The sequence below is a fragment of the Micromonospora sp. CPCC 206060 genome, assembly GCF_036906895.1.
Classification (GTDB): domain Bacteria; phylum Actinomycetota; class Actinomycetes; order Mycobacteriales; family Micromonosporaceae; genus Micromonospora.
On sequence record NZ_JBAKHU010000037.1, the window covers coordinates 49034 to 65938 of the forward strand.

The following is a 16905-nucleotide window of genomic DNA, read 5'->3' on the forward strand; positions in this document are numbered from 1 at the left end:
CGGCGTCGTCACCTGGCAATGAGGTCCTTGGCGTCCTGACAGAATCGGCGCACGGCGGACGTGCGTCGGTAGGGGGTGAGGCTGCCGACCAGGTTGCGCACGTGCTTGATGCACCTGGCGGAGGTGACCTGTCCGGTCAGTGTCTGTACTGCCTGGTCGCCGAGGGCGAGCGCCTTGTCCAGCTCGGGTTGTTCCTGCTGGACGTAGGTGGTCGCAAGCAGCGCATTACGTAGTGCGCCCTCGCGGGTGTACTCGTTGCCCTGTAGCCGCAACGCCGTCCGTAGGTGATCGCGAGCGCGTGGCCAGTCTTCGAGCTTGACGAAGCAGTAGCCGGCCTGCGCGTGGGCCTGCGCTTCGTTGATCCAATAGGACCAGTCGGGGTCACCGTGCTGCGGGTGGCTGTCGGTGAGCCTGCTGAAAGCGTTGTCGAGCGCGCGCCGGGTGTCGGTCACCGAACGGTTGTTGGCGTACGCCTCGGCGGCTCGCAGGTCGAGGATGGTTGCCACTTTCGGGCTGGTGGCGGGGTAGCTGGCTCGTGCTGTTTCTGCGAGGGTCACGGCTTGGCGGAGCTGACCAAGGTCCTTGGCCTGGCAGGACATGAAGCCGAGGATGTTCGCGCCGAGTCCGCGATCGCCAGCGGCGTTGGCCTGGTAAAGGCCGGCGATCCAGAACCGTTGCGCCTGGGTGTGGTGGCCACCGTCGAAGGAAAGCCAGCCGGCGAGGCGTAACAGCTCACCGGCGGTGGCGTGGAGACGCCGGCCGATGCTGTCGGTGTAGCTGCGCTCTCGCAGCACCCCGACCACCGTGCTCAGGTGCTGACGGACCAGCCCCAGGGTCTGGCCGCTGCCGAGGTGGTCGTCCATGCGTCGCAGGCTGGCCGTCACCGCGTCCAGGTGGTCGACGACCTTGCCGGACAGGGGACGGCCGGTGGTCGACGCGATGTCCTGCGGCGACTGGGCAATCAGCCACTCGTGTGCCGGCGACGTCAGTGCGGAACCGAGCAGAGTGATGAACATTCGCCGATGCATCATTCCCCCAGATTCGTTCACCACCTCGGCCGCCTGCAAGGCCCCGGCTGAGGACCAGGGCAGGTCGAGGCCGGCGGAGGCCGGTGCGACCTTGAACCCGTCCTCTGGCCAACCCAGTTCATCGAGGCTGATCGTCCGATGCAACTGCTCGGACAACAGCGCCGTGGTCAGCGATGGCCAAGGGCTGCGCGGAACGTCGCCCTTCTTCCACTTGTACGGCGTCTTGAGATGCAGCCGCTCCACGCGCCCGTGCCGCTCGGCGTACTCGTTGAGGCGTCGAGCGAGCTGCTCGGGCTGCCAGCCCACCTCGGCCAGCAGTCGGGTGATTGCCTCCCCGCTGGATGCCACTCTCCGACCCCCTCCTGTGTAGCGGTCGCTGCACGGACAGTATCGGAACTTCGGTGAAAAATGCGCTCGGCACCGCTACGCACCGAAAGGCACCTCACGCACCCACTCGCACCGCGCTCTCGTCAGGGTCAACTGGACGCCTCAGAGCGGGCGGTGTGTCCCTGCTCCCAGTCCGGAAAGGAGCCGAGTGCCATGGGCGGCAACATCCCCGGCTCTTGGCTTCGCCAGAAGGTGAGGCTGTGGTGATCTCCGAAGTGGTGCCGATCGCGTTCGGTGGGCTGGTGCCGGGCTTCCTGCTCGGGTTGCTCGCGTTCCGGGTCAAGTCCCGATGGTGCCCCCGCTGCGGCGGGTACACGCACGCCGTCCCACCGAGGGAGGGGCAGCGGTGACCGGGCCCGGCCGGCGCACTGGCAACCAGTCACCCATCGGGCGCCGCATGGCCGTCCTGCGGGTACGTCGGGGCATGAGCCAACAGGTCCTCGCCGATCGCATCGGCAAGTCCAAGAGCTGGGTCGACAAGGTCGAACGCGGCGTACGCACGCTCGACCGGCTCTCCGTCATCGAAACCGTCGCCAAGGTGCTCGGGGTCGCCCCGAACGTCCTGCTCGCGGAGCAGACCCGCCCCGAGCCCGGCACCGACCTCGGCACCGACGTGGAACTCGTCCGGGCAGCACTGGCCCGGCACGACCCACCCGAAACCGACAGCCCCAGCCTGCGGCAGCTCGACGACCAGGTCGGATACGCCTGGACCGCCTACCGCAACGGGTACCACCCACAGGTCCTCCGGACCCTGCCCGGCCTGCTCACCGGCACCCGGCACCCCTACCACCTTCAGGATGGGGACGCGTCCGCCGCCGACCTGCGCGTCCGCGTCTACCGACTCACCGCGCAGACCCTGGTCAAACTCGGCGAACCCCACCTCGCCTGGCTGGCCGCCGACCGGGCGATGACCGCCGCCACCGGCGACCCGCACCGTACCGCCCTCGCCACCGTCTCCCTCGCCCAGGCACTGCGCGCCCTGCGCCGGGGCCGCCTCGCGACGACCGCCGCGCTCACCGCCGTACACCAACTCGACCGCACGCCGACGCGCATCCTGCGGCCCGACGAACCCGGCGTGACCGGAACCCTGCTCACCGAAGCCGCCCTCGCCGCCGCCGCGCACGGTGACGCCGCCACCGCCCACGACCTCACCGCACACGCCGAGCGCCTCGCCACAACCCGCGACGAACGCCAGCAACCCGACAGCGACGGCATCACCTTCGGCCCCACCGCCGTCACCCTCGCCCGCGCCGTCACCGCCACCCGCCTCGGTGACCACCAACAGGCTGTCACCCTCCACCGGCAGGCGACCAGTCAGGACGGCTGGCACCGACTCCCCGCCGAACACCGCGCCGCGCACCTCATCGACATCACCCGCGCGTACCTCGACCTCGGCAACGCGGCAGCCGCCGGCCGCGCCCTGGTCACCGCCGACCACATCGCCCCGGCCGAGATCCGCTCCCGCCCCGCCGCCAGAGCCGCCCTCACCGCCGTACTCCACGCCGGCCCCACCTCCGCCGACGTCACCCGCCTGGCCGCCCTCGTCGGCCTGACCCGGCAATGACCCCACTCTCAGCCCGGGGCGCTCCACCCGCCCGCAACCGAACCGCGAACCCTGCTGAGATCACCTCACATCAAGGTCGGTCGGGCCCCCGCCCGGGTGGCCGACTGCGACAACAAGAACGCCTGGTACACCCCGTTCGACCTGTCGACGGTGCCGGCCACGGCGCTGCCCCGGGTCGAGGTGGTCCACGGCTACCAGCAGGCCGGTGGCGAGGCGATCACCGCCTTCGCCGACGCCGGGGTCAAGGGCATCGTCACGCGGTACCGGGGCGGCCGGCATCTCCGCCGCGCAGGGCGCGGCCCGTACCGCCGCAGTCAATGCCGGAGTGGTCTTCGTCGGCACCACCCGCACCGGTTCCGGTTCGGTGTACGGCGGCACCACCGGCAGCGTCATCGCCGGGGACGACCTGCTGCCACAGAAGGCCCGCCTGCTGCTCATGCTCAGTCTGGCCTTCGCCCCGGGCGACGTCGCGAAGGTCCGGGAGTGGGTGACCACGCTCGGTAACCCGGAGTGGTCGACCGCGCACGAGGGTGGTCAGGCCCGGTCGTAGGTGAGGACAGCCGTACCGGAGGGCAGCACGGTGTGCCCGGTGAGCTGCCAGGACTGTGGCTCGAAGACGGCGGCTCGGCCGAACAGCGGAATCCCGGTGCCGATGGTCAGCGGCGCCAGCTTGATGATCAGCCGGTCGATCTCGGCGTACAGCGCGCCGGCCAGTTCGCCGCCGCCGATGAGCCAGATGTCCCGGCCGTCCTGCTGTTTGAGGTCCCGTACCGTCGCGACGGGATCGCCGTTGACCAGTTCCACCGTCGGGTCCGGGCTGACCGTGAGGGTGCGGGAGAAGAGCAGGTGCCGCAGGTGCGGGTAGGCGTTGGTGATCCCGGCCTTCAGCCCGATCTCGTACGTGTTGCGGCCCCCGACGACGGTGTCGAAGTGCCGCCCCTCGTCGGTGACGGACAGGGCTGCCCGAGCCGGCCCGGGCAGCGTCTCCGGGTACTCGGCGACGAGGTGCGCCAGGTAGTCCTGCGGGATCGGCCAGAAGCCGCCGGGGCCGGTGGGGTCGGCGCCGTCCGGGCCGGCGATGAAACCGTCCACAGTGCTGGCGATGTAGTACACGAGTCTGCGCATGGTGTTCCTTCTCGGTCATGACGCCGCCGTGTGCCTGTGCGACGTACCGTTGCCTCTCAGCGCGCTCTAGCCACCGGGCCACTCCCGGCGGTTGCTGCCTCGGCCGCGAGGGTGGCGAGGTTACGTGCGGCGGTGACGTCCCGGTCGCCACCCCGTTCGGCGGACCACCGGATGGTAGACGGTCGGGGGACCGGCTCATTCTCATTCCGGGCCGCATTCCGACCCCTTGCTGGCAACGATTGTCATTACTGATAGCCTCGTCTCCGGTCGACGGAGGGGAGGACCATGAGCGTGGATCCGTACCAGCGGTCCGGTGAGTTTCTCGACCTGCTCAGCCGCGACGCGTGGGAGGCGTTGCGGGAACCGGTCGCCCACGCCCTGCGCGGCGTGGTGCCCGCCAACGGCCCGATCCTCGACGTGGGCGCCGGCAGCGGTCTGGGCACCCTGGTGGCGGCCGGAACGGTGGCCGACGCGGAGATCCTCGCCGTCGAACCGTCCGCCGTGCTGCGCGCCGTCCTGCTCGCCCGGGTCGCCGCCGACCCGGACCTGCGGCGGCGGGTCACCGTGCTACCCGGGGACGCCGGGACGGTGGCGCCACCCGACCGGCTCGGCGCGGTACTGGCGATGAACATGGTCGGCCATCTGTCGCCCGAACAGCGGCGGGCGTTCTGGCACCGGATCGGTGAGCGGCTGGCACCCGGAGCACCACTGGTGGTCAACCTTCAGCCACCCGCGACCGCCGCCGTCGTACCCACTTCGGTGTTCGCCCGCCAGCAGGTCGGTCAGTACGTGTACGAGGGCAGCGGCGGTGCCGAGCCGACCGCGCCCGATGTCGTGACCTGGCACCTGCGTTACCGGGTCCTCGACGCCCACGGTCAGGTGCTGCGCGATCTCACCGCCGACTACGACTGGCACGTCGTGGCACCACGGATGCTGCTCGACGAACTGTCCGAAGCGGGGTTCACCGCCGAGCGCGGCGCCCTCGACGTGGTCCGGGCGGTCCGCAACTCCTGACCAGGCCCCGATACCCGTCCGCCCGCAGCCGTGGTGGCACCCGCCACCGTCGGCTCCACCGTCGCGTGGTGGACGCCCAACCCCTCACCAGGAGACTGTCATGGCCGTACCCAAGCGCCGCATGTCGCGGTCCAACACCCGACACCGGCGGGCCCGGTGGAAGGCGAGCGTTCCGCAGGTCGTGCCCTGCCCCTGCCCTCGCAAGGAGATGGTGGTGCCGCACCGGGCCTGCACGCACTGTGGCCTCTACAACGGCCGTCAGGCGGTGGAGCAGCCGTGACCGGCCGGCTGCCGGTGACGGTACTCTCCGGTTTCCTCGGCGCCGGTAAGACCAGCCTGCTCAACCACGTCCTGGCCAACCGGGACGGGCTGCGGGTCGCGGTGATCGTCAACGACATGAGCGAGGTCAACATCGACGCCTCGCTGGTCCGCGACGGAGGCGCACTGTCGCGGACCGAGGAACGGCTGGTGGAGCTGACCAACGGCTGCATCTGCTGCACGCTGCGTGACGACCTGCTCGACGAGGTCGCCCGGCTGGCCCGGCTGGGCCGCTTCGACTACCTGCTGATCGAGTCCAGCGGCATCTCCGAGCCGATGCCGGTCGCCGCCACCTTCGCCTTCGGCGTGGAGGACGGACAGGTGCTCGACGACCTGGCCCGGCTGGACACCACCGTCACGGTGGTCGACGCGGCCGGGCTGCTGGCCCAGATCCAGGCCGGGGAGTCGCTGGAGCAGCGCGGGCTCGCCGCGTACGCCGACGACGACCGAACCATCGCCGACCTGCTGGTCGACCAGATCGAGTTCGCCGACGTGATCGTGATCAACAAGACCGACCTGGTCGACGCCGACGACCTGACCGTGGTCGAGGCGCTGGTCACCCGGCTCAACCCGGGTGCCCGTCAGGTGCGGGCCGCCCACGGGCGGGTGGCCCCGGCCGAGATCCTGCACACTGGGCGCTTCGACCTCGAACGGGCCGAGACCGCCCCGGGCTGGGTGGCCGAACTCAACGGCGAGCACGTGCCGGAGACCGAGGAGTACGGCATCTCCAGCATCGTCTTCCGGGAGCACCGCCCGTTCCACCCGCAGCGGCTGTGGGACCTGCTCACCGGCGGGCTCGACAGCTTCGGCGTCGTACGCTCCAAGGGTTTCCTTTGGCTGGCCAGCCGCCCCGACGTGCAGGCACTCTGGTCGCAGGCCGGCCCGTCCGGACGGTGCGACCCGGCCGGCATACCGGTGGTCGTCTCCGGTGAGTGGCCGGACGACCCGGACGAGCGGGCCGAGTTGACCGCGCGGTGGGACCCGGTCTTTGGCGACCGTCAGCAGGAGCTGGTCTTCATCGGCGTCGACCTCGACGCCGACAGCCTGCGTGCGGCCCTGGAACGCTGTTTGCTCGACGCGACGGAGATCGCCGCAGGTGTCGACGGCTGGCGGGATCTGCCCGACCCGTTCCCCGAGTGGGATCTCGGTGACCTGCACGACCACGCGGAACCGGCGGCCTCCACCCTCGAGGTCCTGGCCTGATCCCCTGGACTTTGTCTGCACTCATTATCATTTTCGTCATCCGCTGGGGCAGAGGGTGCCTCGGTCAGGCGGATCCGATCGGCGCGGCGCCCGGCCCACCCGGCGTCGCGCCGGTCGCGCCGGATCCGCCGGACGCCCGATCAGCCCTGGGCGGCCGACGGCTGATGGTGGTGTGGCAGCAGCTCGCCACGAGGATGGTCGGGCAGGTTCCGGTCAGCGTGGTCGGCGTGGAACAGTGCCTCGGCAAGGAGGGCCTGTACGTGCACATCGGCGGCGGAGTAGTAGACGAACGTCCCCTCCCGTCGGCCGTGCACCAGTCCGGCCAGGCGGAGCTTGGCCAGGTGCTGACTGACGGCGGTGGGGGCGGCGCCGACCAGTTCGGCGAGGCAGGCGACCGAGGACTCGCCCTGCAGTAGCGCCCAGAGGATCCTGATCCGGGTCGGGTCGGCCAGCATCCGGAAGCTCTCGGCGGCGAGATGGACCTGCTCGTCGTTGGGCATCTGGAAATCCGGCAGTGACGTGTGCACCCGGCCAGCCTAGCGGCACCCAGCTGCGCGCCTGGCTAGCTGAGTGAATACCTTCGCAGTCATGCAGGTATTGTCAGGGTCGTGACGCTCACGACGGAACCAGTGCCCCCGCAGACCCGAGCCGGTGTACCGGCCGCCATCCCTCTCGTGACCCGGTTCTGGGCACTTACCGAGGTCCGCTGGGCGACAGCGGCGACGGTACTGTTCGCACTCGGTGCGGTGGCGCAGCTCGCCGACGCCCCGGCACCGCTGTGGTGGACGCTCTACCTGGCCTGCTACGCCGCCGGTGGCTGGGAACCCGCACTGTCCGGGTTACGCGCGCTGCGTGAGCGCAGCCTCGATGTCGACCTGCTGATGATCGTTGCCGCGTTCGGTGCGGCCGGGATCGGTCAGGTCTTCGACGGCGCACTGCTCATCGTCATCTTCGCCACCTCCGGCGCGCTGGAGGCGTTCGCGACGGCGCGCACCGCTGACTCGGTCCGCGCACTGCTGAACCTAGCCCCGGAACGCGCCACCCGGGTTCGTGACGACGGCACCGAGGAGGTCGTGCACCCGGCCGACCTGAGGGTCGGCGAGCTGATCCGGGTACGGCCAGGGGAGCGGATCGGCGCCGACGCACTCATCGTCGACGGAGCCAGCGACGTCGACCAGGCCAGTATCACCGGCGAGCCGTTGCCGGTGGCCAGACACCCCGGCGACGAGGTGTTCGCCGGCACGGTCAACGGCGCCGGATCACTGCTGGCCAGGGTGCACCGGCCGGCCGGCGAGACGGTGATCGCCCGGATCGTCGCCCAGGTACAGGAGGCGTCGGCGACCAAGGCCCGGACCCAACTGTTCATCGAGAAGATCGAGCAGCGCTACTCGGTCGGTGTCGTGGTGGCGACCATTGCCCTGTTCACCGTGCCGCTGCTGCTCGGCGCGGCACTGGAGCCCACCCTGCTGCGGGCGATGACCTTCATGATCGTCGCGTCACCGTGCGCGGTGGTGCTGGCCACCATGCCACCGCTGCTCTCCGCGATCGCCCTGGCCGGCCGGCACGGCGTCCTGGTCAGGTCCGCTGTGGTGATGGAACAACTCGCCGACACCACGGTCGTCGCCTTCGACAAGACCGGCACCCTGACCGAGGGCACCCCGCGACTCGTCGGGATCCACCCTGCCGGCGGCGCCGACCCGGATGAGGACGAACTGCTGCGACTGGCCGCCGCAGCCGAACACCCCAGCGAGCACCCGCTCGCTGCGGCGGTGGTCACCGCCGCCCGGGAACGCGGACTGGACCTGCCCGCCGTGGACGACTTCCGTGCCACGCCCGGTTGGGGCGTCACCGCCACCGTTTCCGGGCACCGGGTGCTGGTCGGTAATCCCGCGCTCCTCGACGAACTGGCTCCGAAGGCCCGGGCGACCGTCCGTGACGCCGTCGAGGCCGCCCAGACTGCGGGCCAGACCGCAGTGGTGGTGATCGTGGACGGCGTACCGGCCGGGGTACTCGCCCTGGCCGACCGGCTCCGTCCGCAGGCCGCGCCGGCCGTCGCCGCCCTGACGGTGTTGACCGGGACCACCCCGCACCTGATCACCGGCGACAATCCAGGCGCCGCCGGCCGGCTCGCCACCGAGGCGGGCATTGACACCGTCCACGCCGCGCTGTTGCCGGCGGGCAAGGTCGAGCGGGTACGCGCGCTGCAACGCGACGGCCGGCGGGTGCTGGTGGTCGGTGACGGGGTCAACGACGCCCCGGCGCTGGCCGCCGCCGACACCGGCGTGGCGATGGGCCGGCACGGCTCTGATCTCACCCTGGAGACCGCGGACGCGATCCTGGTCCGAGACGACCTCGCCGCCCTCCCCACGGTGATCGCCCTGTCCCGACGGGCCCGGCGGGTGGTGGTGACCAACCTGGTGATCGCCGGCACGTTCATCACCGTGCTGGTCGCCTGGGACCTCTTCGGTCATCTGCCGTTGCCGCTGGGCGTCGCCGGTCATGAGGGCTCCACCGTCATCGTCGGACTCAACGGGCTACGGCTGCTGCGTTCCTCGGTCTGGCGTCGGGCCGAGGCCGGCCGGTGACCCGGCGTACCAGCGCACGCCGGGCAGCACATGCCGGCCAGGGGCTTGTGGATGCATAGGTACGGCACGCCGCCGTTACTCAGGGCGCGCGCCTTGAGTCGGACTCGGGGAATCCGGAGAGGTATCCGGTGCTGAATCCGGCAGAGGCGTTGTGGGCCTGGCACATGGCGAACTGGCCCGGCGTCGGTCGCCGCGGTGCCGTGGGTGCAAGGCGGTGGTTGGTGCGGAAGTACCGGTCATGAGCGACTCGACCTCCGCGCGCAGAACAGCGTGGAACTCCCTCGAACGCTCAAGCCCACCGACCGCGCCGATGATCGGATGACCTACCGTGGGGCGACGCCTACGCCCGGGCGCGGACTTGCGGCAGTGAAGACAGGCGGGACGGGGTTGACGGACGTGTGGTGGGTCTCGGTCGGCTCGGGAAAACAGCGCAGACGCCTGTCGGAGCGGATGCCGCGGTGACCGACACGCGCCTCGGCAGGGCGCTCGACGTCGGCGCCCGCACGTGGTGGCGCCTGGTCGGCCGCCGGGTGGACCTGGAAGGCGACCAACGATGGTTGGACGCGCCTACCTGTGGCCCCGGACCGGTGGGAGCCTCCTGGCTCACCGCCGAAGCCGAGCGGATCGGCGGTGCCCTGCGCGATGATGTCGAGGGCGGCGGGCTGCTGTCCTGCATGTCGGTCCTGGACGGCGCAGGGTTCCGCGCTGCCGACCTGGACCCCACGGTCCGCCACTTCTACGAGCACACCGCACGCTGGCGGATGGAAGTCTGGGCGCAGTGGTCGGCCATGTTCCAGCCGGGCGGTGAGCTGGTCAGCCGGCTCTTCGGACGCCGCGTCCAGCAGCTCGCCCTGCCCACCCGTCCGCTCGACGTCGCTCACGGCATGGACTCGCGCGTCGTGCACCTGGTCGACGCCAACGGAGAGCAGCGCGCCGCCGGCTGGCTGCGGACCCTGTCCGCGACCGGTGAGTTCGTCTACAGCGGCTGTTACTCAGCTCGGTTGCTGCCCGGCTCGGACCAGCCCTCGGTGCACGTGGCGTTTCCGTTGGAGTCCGGCAACGTGCAGGTCTTCCTGCGTCCCAGTGTCCAGGCCGACGGTTCGTTGGTGCTGTCCTCGCCTTCCGGGGTCTTTGGCGGCGACGGGGCCTATGTCGTGGTCCGGGGCGGCGGTGGCGAAGCCTACGCCACGCGTGTCCCGATCCACGAACGCTTCCACGTCTACCGGGATCACCGTGGCGTGCTGCGCACCGACCACCAGTTGTGGCTGTACCGCGCGCTCGCGCTGCGCCTGCACTACCGGCTGGAACCGGTGTGAGCCGCAGTCGTTCGGCGGTGCGCGGTCTCGTCCTCGTTGGCTAGGGTTCCGCCATGCAGATCATCGAAGGTGCGGGGGTGTGGACGCCGCCGGCCGGCGCGGCCAACGACTGGGTGGAACACCTGAGAGTGCCGGACCTGTCGGTTGGTACGTACTGCATCCCCGCCGGTGGGCTCGACGATCAGAGCCCGCACACCGAGGACGAGATCTACGTGGTCACCGCGGGGCGGGCCAGGATCGTGACGCCGGACGGTACAGCCGAGGTGGGCCCCGGTTCAGTGATTTTCGTATCGGCGGGCGAGGAACACCGGTTCGACGAGGTGACCGAGGACCTGGCGCTGCTGGTGGTGTTCGGCCCGGCGTACGGCTCGCGCCGGCCGGACCGATGAACCGCCGATGCCCGGCCGGCTTGTCCTCGACGCGGCAGGACATGCAGCGGGCGGACCTCTGCGGCGTCCCGAGAGGCGTGAGCGTATCCCGGCAGACTCGCTGGACGCCGTACGGGAACCTCAGTGCCAGTTCTGGTTGCTGAGCACCTGGCAGACCAGAACCGCTCCTCCGGTACGCGCGGAGAGCGCTTCCGCATCGCGTACCGCCCACTTGAACGGCCACGTCGTACCGAACTTGAGGTATCCCGACGTCGCGGTCGGCGGCAGCACGAGCTGGTACGGCTGAAGCGGAGTTTTTGCGTAGCGGGCGTCGTGTTGCCAGATCCGCTGCTGCCGCCCATTCACAACGAGCGCGACCCGTTCCATCAGGGTGAGGGTGGTGTAGCCCATGGGGATCGCCCGTAACAGTTCGGTGTCCGTCGGCATCCGGTCGGCATGGAACAACCGGGAAAGCTCCCCGTGCGCCCAGTACACCAGGCCGGACCAGGACACGCTGCCGTCGAACGGGTTGTCCCCGTCCTCGGGCCAGTTGATTCCCCGATGGTCGACTGGCAGGTCGGGCGACCCGTCGGCGTCGTTCACGGCAGCGATTCTAGCCGGCCCGTCAGACGATCCCGCTTCCTGGCTTCCAGGATGATGTGCCGCCGTTGGTGACTACAGGTTCGGGAGCCTCTGGCGCGTAACCTCGGTGGACTGTGCCGCAGCGGCCGGGTCGGGAACGGGCGCCTGGCCCTGCGCGAGGCCCGAACGGAGATCGATGGCGGTGAAACTGGTGTCGAAGCTGTCCCCGCCGCTGCCGTTGAAGATGGCGGCGACGCTCAGCACCAGATACAGGGGGGCGAAGGACCAGCAGAAGGCCCGCCAGCCGCCCAGCCAGGCGCCCGAGCGCTTGCCGTTGGAGATCCTGACGGAGCGCATGCCGCACACGGCGTCGCCGAGACTACCGACGGAACCCCAGACCATGCCGTACGCGAAGACCACCACGAACCAGATGGCCGCCATGACGGCGGCGTACACGCCGGTGCTGGAGAACATGGCCATGGACAGCCGGCCGAGCGCGAGGTCTTGGTTGGCCGCGTTGACCGCGCCCATCAGGACCCCGGCCACCACCATCACCACGAGCGCGTCCAGAGTCCGGCCCCAGAAGTGCGGCCACCCGGCCTTGCGGACATAGTGCACCCCGGTGTCCGCATGCCGGCGTACCGGCCGGCCGTTCGCGGCGTCGATCAGACCGGTCGTGGACGGTGGTGTGGAGCGGCTCATGATGGCCCTTTCGATTGGCTCGGCTGCGGTCAAGCGGTGGCCTGCGGGGTGAGTGAACGGCCGTCAGAAGGGCCACGCCGGCGAGCCCACAGCGACGTTCGGTCGGGCTGTCTGCTGCATCCTTCACAACCGCAGCGCTCGACTGCCGCGACGTGGACCTGGACGGTACAAGGTCGGCGCCCGCCCATGGTCACGGCGGTGGTAGCCGGCGATCGGCTCCCGCCCGGAATCAGACGCCCTGCGAGTGCGGAAATGTTGCTTCAGCGGCATTAATTAACGGGAGCCGTATTGAGGGGCTGAAATAGGATCAGGGCTCTTCATGGCCGGGGGAGGGTCTCGATGGGTCGAGCGGTGCGGGTGGGTACGCCGATTCTTCTGCTCGGTGTGCTTGGTGTCGTGGGGTGGTATGCCTCGTATGTCACCACCATCCTCGCGTGGGAGTTGCGTAAACTCGTGCCCTGGCTGCTGGCGTTGGTCCTGGTGGCCCTGCTCGCCGGGGTGCCGGTCCTGGTGCGGTCGCTCTCGCGTCGGCTCCGTAGGGGCGAGACCAGGCCGGTGGGGTCGGGTGGTGGGGTTGTCGTCCTCGGCTGGCTGGGTGCCGCCGTCGGGCTGGCCCTGGGGGCGTTCTGGCTGGTCTATGGCGAGTACCTGCAGGATCGGGCGTACGTCGCCACGATGCGGGTGGTGTCCGATCCGGTCCCGGAGTTGACCGCTCGCGCGCCGTACGTGGTTGGTGAGGCGCAGGCCGGGCCGAACCTGGGTGATGTCACCGGGGAGATCACCGATGTCAGCTACCTGCCCGACTCGGACCGGTTCGCCGTGCTGGTCGAGCGGCGCGGCTGGTTGGCCGGTTACGAGGTCGGCATGGTGCAGGAGGTGCCGCTGGGCGGCAACAGCCGGGCGCAGCAGCGGTGCCGGTTCGACGCGTCGGCTGCCACCGCGCGGATCGACGGCTGGTTCAACCACAACCTGGGCCGGAAGATCTCCGCGGAGCGGCGCTGGGCCCGGTTCTCCGCCGACGACGCGTACGTCTACTGCCAGGGCGACACCCCGATCGTGGTGGTGCCACTGAAGCGGCAGACCGGCATCCTGGTGGTGACCGAGCGGCCGGCTGGTGTGGTGCTGTACAACGGCGGGACCGGGAAGGTCACGATCACCGACGACACGACGGAGGTGCCCGGACCGTCCTATCCGATCAGTTTGGCCGCCCAACAGCGGGAGGGCACCGCCGCTGTCGGTGGTTTCGCCGACTGGTGGTTCGAGCGCAGTGGCTGGGACGCCTCGGAGGACGGCGCCAACGAGGGCAACGAGTCGGAGTTCACGCTGCGCTACCGCGAGGGTGGTGGACGCAGTGCGTACGTCACCCCGCTCACCCCGCAGGGCGAGGCCAGTTCGGTGGTGGCGGTGTCGACGGTGCCGACCCGGCACTCCGGCGGTAACCTCGCCCCGCTGACCGTGTACCGGCTCAACCCGACCTGGTCGTCGCCGCAGGCGATCATCGCCCTGATCAAGGCGGAGTATCGGGACGTGTGCTGCTGGAACGACGACCGGGTGTTCGAGGTGGTGCCGACCGGCGGCAGTACGTGGACCGCCACGCTCGGCAGTGAGCAGAACATCCGGTACCGGGTGGAGGGCCGGGGCCAGATCAACGGCCGGGAGGCGACCTGCCTGAAGAACGCTGACGGCGCCCTGGTCCGGTGCGCCTACGCCGCTCCCGGCTCGCCGGAGGAACAGGAACTGCAACGCCGAGAACAGCAGAAGCAGCAGCAGACGGCGAACGGCGGCACGGACCCGAGAGACCTGACCACATACACCGACGAGCAACTGGCCGACCTGAACCGGCGGGTCTCCGACGAGGTCAACCGCCGCCTCAAGGAGCGGTAGCGGCCGCAGGCGGGCGAATCCGGCTCGCTGATCTCGCCCGATCGCAGTTCGGATGCCGTTGGGCGTCGGCTCATGTCAATGGGCGTCAGCTCTTGCTTCCAAGGTCAAATGTCGGGAAAACTGGCCATGATCCTCGTGTGGGCCGGTCGCGACACGCGGTCCGTGATGGACAAGGAGCTGACACGTGGGCGTTGGCCGGCGCAGCACGGAAGGGTCCGTGACAGTCGACAGTGCCGCCATGCCGGGCATGATGTTCGCGCTGCTGACCCGTGTCGCCGTGGCCGGGGTCGCGTCACCGCACAGACGTCCGTTGTGGACGGTGTCGGCCGGGGCGCAGGGTTTCGGTCCGGTCGGCGGCACCGCCGGTGCCGTGCTGCATCGTCAGGCCTCGCGTTGCCTGCTGCTCGGCGCCCTGGCATACCGGGTGTGTGTCCTACCCGTCGCTCTGGGCGTGCTCGTGGTACGCGGAGAGCCGATGGCACTGGTTGCTCTGCTGCCGGTGACGGTCCTGCTGCTGGCCGCCAACATCGCGGCGTTCGTCACGGTCTACCGGCGGCCGACGGTGGACCTCGAACGGGTACGCGGGGCCGTGCTGGTCGATCTCACCGTCGCGTACGGGGTCAATGTGGGAGTGAGCGCGGTGGTACCGCACACCGAGGTGTTCTGGCCGTACCTGGCCGGTGCCGTGGTCCTGGTGACCGGCGCGTTCGGCCTGGTCGGTGGCGTGCTCGCGGTGCTGCTGTCGACGCCGGCACAGCTGGCGATGGTCGCGTACGGCGCCGCTGCGGACAGGGGAACGCTCGCCGGCCGGGTCGGGTGGCTCGGACTGGCGGTGGCGGTCACGTTGGCGGCGCTGGTGGTCTGTGGGCTGAGTCTGCACCTGGCCATGTCGTACGGGTTCCGGGCCGGTCGGGAGGCCGAGCGGGCACGGTGGCTGCGGTCGCAGCACGACACGGTGTTGCAGACCCTGGAGACGATCGCCCTGCACAGCGCGGCGGACGAGACGGCCCCAGCGATGCGCCTCGCCGAGGTGCGGGCCGCCGCCCGGGTCCAGGCCGTTCGGCTGCGCAGGACGCTCGACGAGCCCGGTGGCGGCAACGACAACCCACTTGCCAGCGGGTTGTCCGAACTGGTCGAGGAACTCGCGGGGCGCGGGCTGCGGGTGGAGTTGGCGGTGGCCGCCGGCGCCGGCAGTCGGATGTCCGGCCCGCACCGGGACGCGGTCCTCGGTGGGGTGCGGGAGGCTCTGGGTAACGTGGCCAAGCATGCCGGGATCGGTGACGCGGTGGTCCGCGCCGACGAGGAGAGGAGCGCCCTGGTCGTGGTGATCCGTGACCATGGCTGTGGCTTCGATGTCGCCGGCCGACCCGGGTTCGGCATCCGGGAGTCGATCGTGGCCCGGCTGCGCGAGGTCGGCGGCGGAGCGACCGTGGAGTCCTGGCCCGGCCGGGGTACCCGGGTGACCCTGCGGATGCCGGCATGATCCGGTGGGGCCGGCCCAGCCGTGGCGCCGATGCGACGGCCCGGCCGGGTCCGGTTGGCTCGCTACCTGTTCTCGGTGCACTGGCGGGCGTCGTCGGCGCTCTGGTCGGGGCGCTGTCTGGCGCCCCCGCGTCGGCCGGCTATGGTGCGCCGGCCGGTTGTGCCAAGCCGGTGGGCGTGCACACCGCCGGCAACCCGTGGGCGACGGAACTGCTCGGGCCGCGCCGGGTGTGGCCACTGAGCACGGGTGCCGGGGTCCGGGTCGCGGTGCTCGGCACCGGCGTCGACGCCCGTAACGCACAGTTTCGTCCAGGTCAGGTCGAGCGTGGTCGGGACGTCTTGGCCAACAGCGCCGGGGCCACCGACGACTGTGATGGCCGGGGTACGTTCGCCGCCGGCCTGATCGCCGCCCGTCCACACAACGAGACGACCTTCGCCGGTCTGGCTCCCGGTGTGTCCGTGCTCCCGGTTCGCTACACCCAGACCACCAGGCAGGGCGACGGGGCCGTCGACCCTGGCCAACTCGCCGCCGCCATCGACTTCGCGGTCGCCGCCCGCGCCCGAGTGATCTACGTGGTACTACCGTCGACCAGGAACACCGCCCCGTTGCGGGCCGCCACCGCGCGGGCGGTCGCGGCCGACATCGTGGTGGTGTCGCCGGCCGCCTCCGGCGCGCGGACCCGGGGTGTGGCCAGCTACCCGACGGCGCTGCCCGGAGTCCTGGCAGTCGGTGCGTTCGGGCCGGACGGCGCGGTGACCTCCACCGAATCCGGGGACTACATCGGGGTGGCCGCCCCGGGAAGGCAGCTGCTGAGCCTCTCCGCCGGAGCGGGCGGTCGGCTGGGACACTCACCCACGGTTGACGATCCGGCCTACGCGGCGGCGTACGTGGCGGGCACGGCCGCGCTGCTGCGGTCGTACCGGCCGGAACTCAGCGCCGCCGAGGTGGTGCGGCGGATCGAGTCGACCGCGCAGCGAACCGCGTTCGACGGGCACCACCCGCAGCTCGGCTGGGGAATGGTGGACCCGTACCGGGCGGTGGCCGCCGAGGGCGTCGAGGATCCGCCGAAAGCCGTGGGCGCGAGCGCGCAGCCGGTCGCCGCGGCCCGCGCGAATCCCGGTTCCCACGTGGATGCGTGGGTGCTGCCGCTGGCGTCGGCGGGACTCGTGGCGGCGCTGCTGCTCGCGGTCGGTACGGCCGTGGCGCGTCGAGGCCGGGCCCGCGGTTGGCGTCCCGGCGGCTGACCGCCCCACCCGCAATGCGCTGGTGCTAGGCCGTGTTTCGTATGGGCTGAAGGTGCCCGGTTGTGATGGATGTCCGGCGTGGTGGTGATCGGTAAAAGTTGA

General features: G+C 70.7%; 17 protein-coding genes. 12 read left to right on the plus strand and 5 right to left on the minus strand.

Annotation, left to right across the window (positions count from 1 at the left end; all coding sequences use genetic code 11):
- Positions 1 to 8: 8 nt before the first annotated feature.
- Positions 9 to 1376, minus strand: a complete 1368-nt coding sequence (locus tag V6U90_RS21565; RefSeq protein ID WP_334439555.1) for a hypothetical protein — start codon at positions 1374 to 1376, stop codon at positions 9 to 11.
- Positions 1377 to 1615: 239 nt separating this feature from the next.
- Between V6U90_RS21565 and V6U90_RS21570 the strand changes: the two genes are divergently transcribed.
- From V6U90_RS21570 to V6U90_RS21580, 3 genes are all read left to right on the plus strand, one after another.
- Positions 1616 to 1765: a hypothetical protein gene (locus V6U90_RS21570; RefSeq protein WP_334439558.1), complete on the plus strand. Its 150-nt coding sequence runs from the start codon at positions 1616 to 1618 to the stop codon at positions 1763 to 1765.
- Between the two features lie 47 nt (positions 1766 to 1812).
- Positions 1813 to 2979 (plus strand): helix-turn-helix domain-containing protein, encoded by a 1167-nt coding sequence (locus V6U90_RS21575; protein WP_334439590.1) that lies wholly within the window; start codon positions 1813 to 1815, stop codon positions 2977 to 2979.
- Positions 2980 to 3184: 205 nt separating this feature from the next.
- Positions 3185 to 3529, plus strand: a complete 345-nt coding sequence (locus V6U90_RS21580) for a hypothetical protein (protein ID WP_334439561.1) — start codon at positions 3185 to 3187, stop codon at positions 3527 to 3529.
- On the opposite strand, the gene V6U90_RS21585 is transcribed toward V6U90_RS21580, so the two are convergent.
- On the minus strand, positions 3514 to 4104 hold the full coding sequence (locus V6U90_RS21585) for a dihydrofolate reductase family protein (protein ID WP_334439563.1): 591 nt from the start codon (positions 4102 to 4104) through the stop codon (positions 3514 to 3516). The genes V6U90_RS21580 and V6U90_RS21585 overlap by 16 nt on opposite strands.
- Before the next feature lie 285 nt (positions 4105 to 4389).
- Here V6U90_RS21585 and V6U90_RS21590 point away from each other — a divergent pair, with 285 nt between their 5' ends.
- From V6U90_RS21590 to V6U90_RS21600, 3 genes are all read left to right on the plus strand, one after another.
- Positions 4390 to 5118, plus strand: coding sequence for a class I SAM-dependent methyltransferase (locus tag V6U90_RS21590; RefSeq protein ID WP_334439565.1), 729 nt, complete (start codon positions 4390 to 4392; stop codon positions 5116 to 5118).
- Between the two features lie 100 nt (positions 5119 to 5218).
- On the plus strand, positions 5219 to 5398 hold the full coding sequence (rpmF, locus tag V6U90_RS21595) for a 50S ribosomal protein L32 (protein ID WP_334439567.1): 180 nt from the start codon (positions 5219 to 5221) through the stop codon (positions 5396 to 5398).
- Positions 5395 to 6639 carry a GTP-binding protein gene (locus V6U90_RS21600; RefSeq protein ID WP_334439569.1) on the plus strand — a complete coding sequence of 415 codons (1245 nt, stop codon included), beginning with the start codon at positions 5395 to 5397 and terminating at the stop codon, positions 6637 to 6639. The genes rpmF and V6U90_RS21600 overlap by 4 nt, the downstream gene beginning before the upstream one ends.
- Before the next feature lie 140 nt (positions 6640 to 6779).
- On the opposite strand, the gene V6U90_RS21605 is transcribed toward V6U90_RS21600, so the two are convergent.
- Positions 6780 to 7166, minus strand: coding sequence for an ArsR/SmtB family transcription factor (locus V6U90_RS21605; RefSeq protein ID WP_442933640.1), 387 nt, complete (start codon positions 7164 to 7166; stop codon positions 6780 to 6782).
- 81 nt (positions 7167 to 7247) lie between these two features.
- On the opposite strand from V6U90_RS21605, the gene V6U90_RS21610 reads away from it, so the two are divergent.
- The 3 genes from V6U90_RS21610 (at position 7248) to V6U90_RS21620 (ending at position 10929) form a co-directional block, all read left to right on the plus strand.
- Positions 7248 to 9224 carry a heavy metal translocating P-type ATPase gene (locus V6U90_RS21610; RefSeq protein ID WP_442933641.1) on the plus strand — a complete coding sequence of 659 codons (1977 nt, stop codon included), beginning with the start codon at positions 7248 to 7250 and terminating at the stop codon, positions 9222 to 9224.
- A 458-nt stretch (positions 9225 to 9682) separates the two neighbouring features.
- Entirely contained in the window at positions 9683 to 10540 is an 858-nt protein-coding gene (locus V6U90_RS21615; RefSeq protein ID WP_334439570.1) for a hypothetical protein, read from the plus strand.
- A gap of 53 nt (positions 10541 to 10593) precedes the next feature.
- Positions 10594 to 10929, plus strand: coding sequence for a cupin domain-containing protein (locus tag V6U90_RS21620; RefSeq protein ID WP_334439572.1), 336 nt, complete (start codon positions 10594 to 10596; stop codon positions 10927 to 10929).
- A 120-nt stretch (positions 10930 to 11049) separates the two neighbouring features.
- On the opposite strand, the gene V6U90_RS21625 is transcribed toward V6U90_RS21620, so the two are convergent.
- Positions 11050 to 11511 (minus strand): hypothetical protein, encoded by a 462-nt coding sequence (locus V6U90_RS21625; protein ID WP_334439574.1) that lies wholly within the window; start codon positions 11509 to 11511, stop codon positions 11050 to 11052.
- 72 nt (positions 11512 to 11583) lie between these two features.
- Positions 11584 to 12225 (minus strand): RDD family protein, encoded by a 642-nt coding sequence (locus V6U90_RS21630; protein ID WP_334439576.1) that lies wholly within the window; start codon positions 12223 to 12225, stop codon positions 11584 to 11586.
- Between the two features lie 306 nt (positions 12226 to 12531).
- On the opposite strand from V6U90_RS21630, the gene V6U90_RS21635 reads away from it, so the two are divergent.
- From V6U90_RS21635 to V6U90_RS21645, 3 genes are all read left to right on the plus strand, one after another.
- Positions 12532 to 14076: a hypothetical protein gene (locus V6U90_RS21635; RefSeq protein WP_334439578.1), complete on the plus strand. Its 1545-nt coding sequence runs from the start codon at positions 12532 to 12534 to the stop codon at positions 14074 to 14076.
- A 217-nt stretch (positions 14077 to 14293) separates the two neighbouring features.
- Positions 14294 to 15559: a sensor histidine kinase gene (locus V6U90_RS21640; protein WP_334439580.1), complete on the plus strand. Its 1266-nt coding sequence runs from the start codon at positions 14294 to 14296 to the stop codon at positions 15557 to 15559.
- Positions 15556 to 16803 carry a S8 family serine peptidase gene (locus V6U90_RS21645; protein WP_334439583.1) on the plus strand — a complete coding sequence of 416 codons (1248 nt, stop codon included), beginning with the start codon at positions 15556 to 15558 and terminating at the stop codon, positions 16801 to 16803. The genes V6U90_RS21640 and V6U90_RS21645 overlap by 4 nt, the downstream gene beginning before the upstream one ends.
- Positions 16804 to 16905 lie beyond the last annotated feature (102 nt).

What these genes read in the sequence shown, in the direction of transcription:
- V6U90_RS21575 (WP_334439590.1), top strand. Translation starts at nt 1,813, where the DNA reads ATGGCCGTCCTGCGGGTACGTCGGGGCATGAGCCAACAGGTCCTCGCC.
- V6U90_RS21585 (WP_334439563.1), bottom strand. Translation starts at nt 4,104, where the DNA reads ATGCGCAGACTCGTGTACTACATCGCCAGCACTGTGGACGGTTTCATC.
- V6U90_RS21590 (WP_334439565.1), top strand. Translation starts at nt 4,390, where the DNA reads ATGAGCGTGGATCCGTACCAGCGGTCCGGTGAGTTTCTCGACCTGCTC.
- rpmF (WP_334439567.1), top strand. Translation starts at nt 5,219, where the DNA reads ATGGCCGTACCCAAGCGCCGCATGTCGCGGTCCAACACCCGACACCGG.
- V6U90_RS21620 (WP_334439572.1), top strand. Translation starts at nt 10,594, where the DNA reads ATGCAGATCATCGAAGGTGCGGGGGTGTGGACGCCGCCGGCCGGCGCG.
- V6U90_RS21635 (WP_334439578.1), top strand. Translation starts at nt 12,532, where the DNA reads ATGGGTCGAGCGGTGCGGGTGGGTACGCCGATTCTTCTGCTCGGTGTG.
- V6U90_RS21645 (WP_334439583.1), top strand. Translation starts at nt 15,556, where the DNA reads ATGATCCGGTGGGGCCGGCCCAGCCGTGGCGCCGATGCGACGGCCCGG.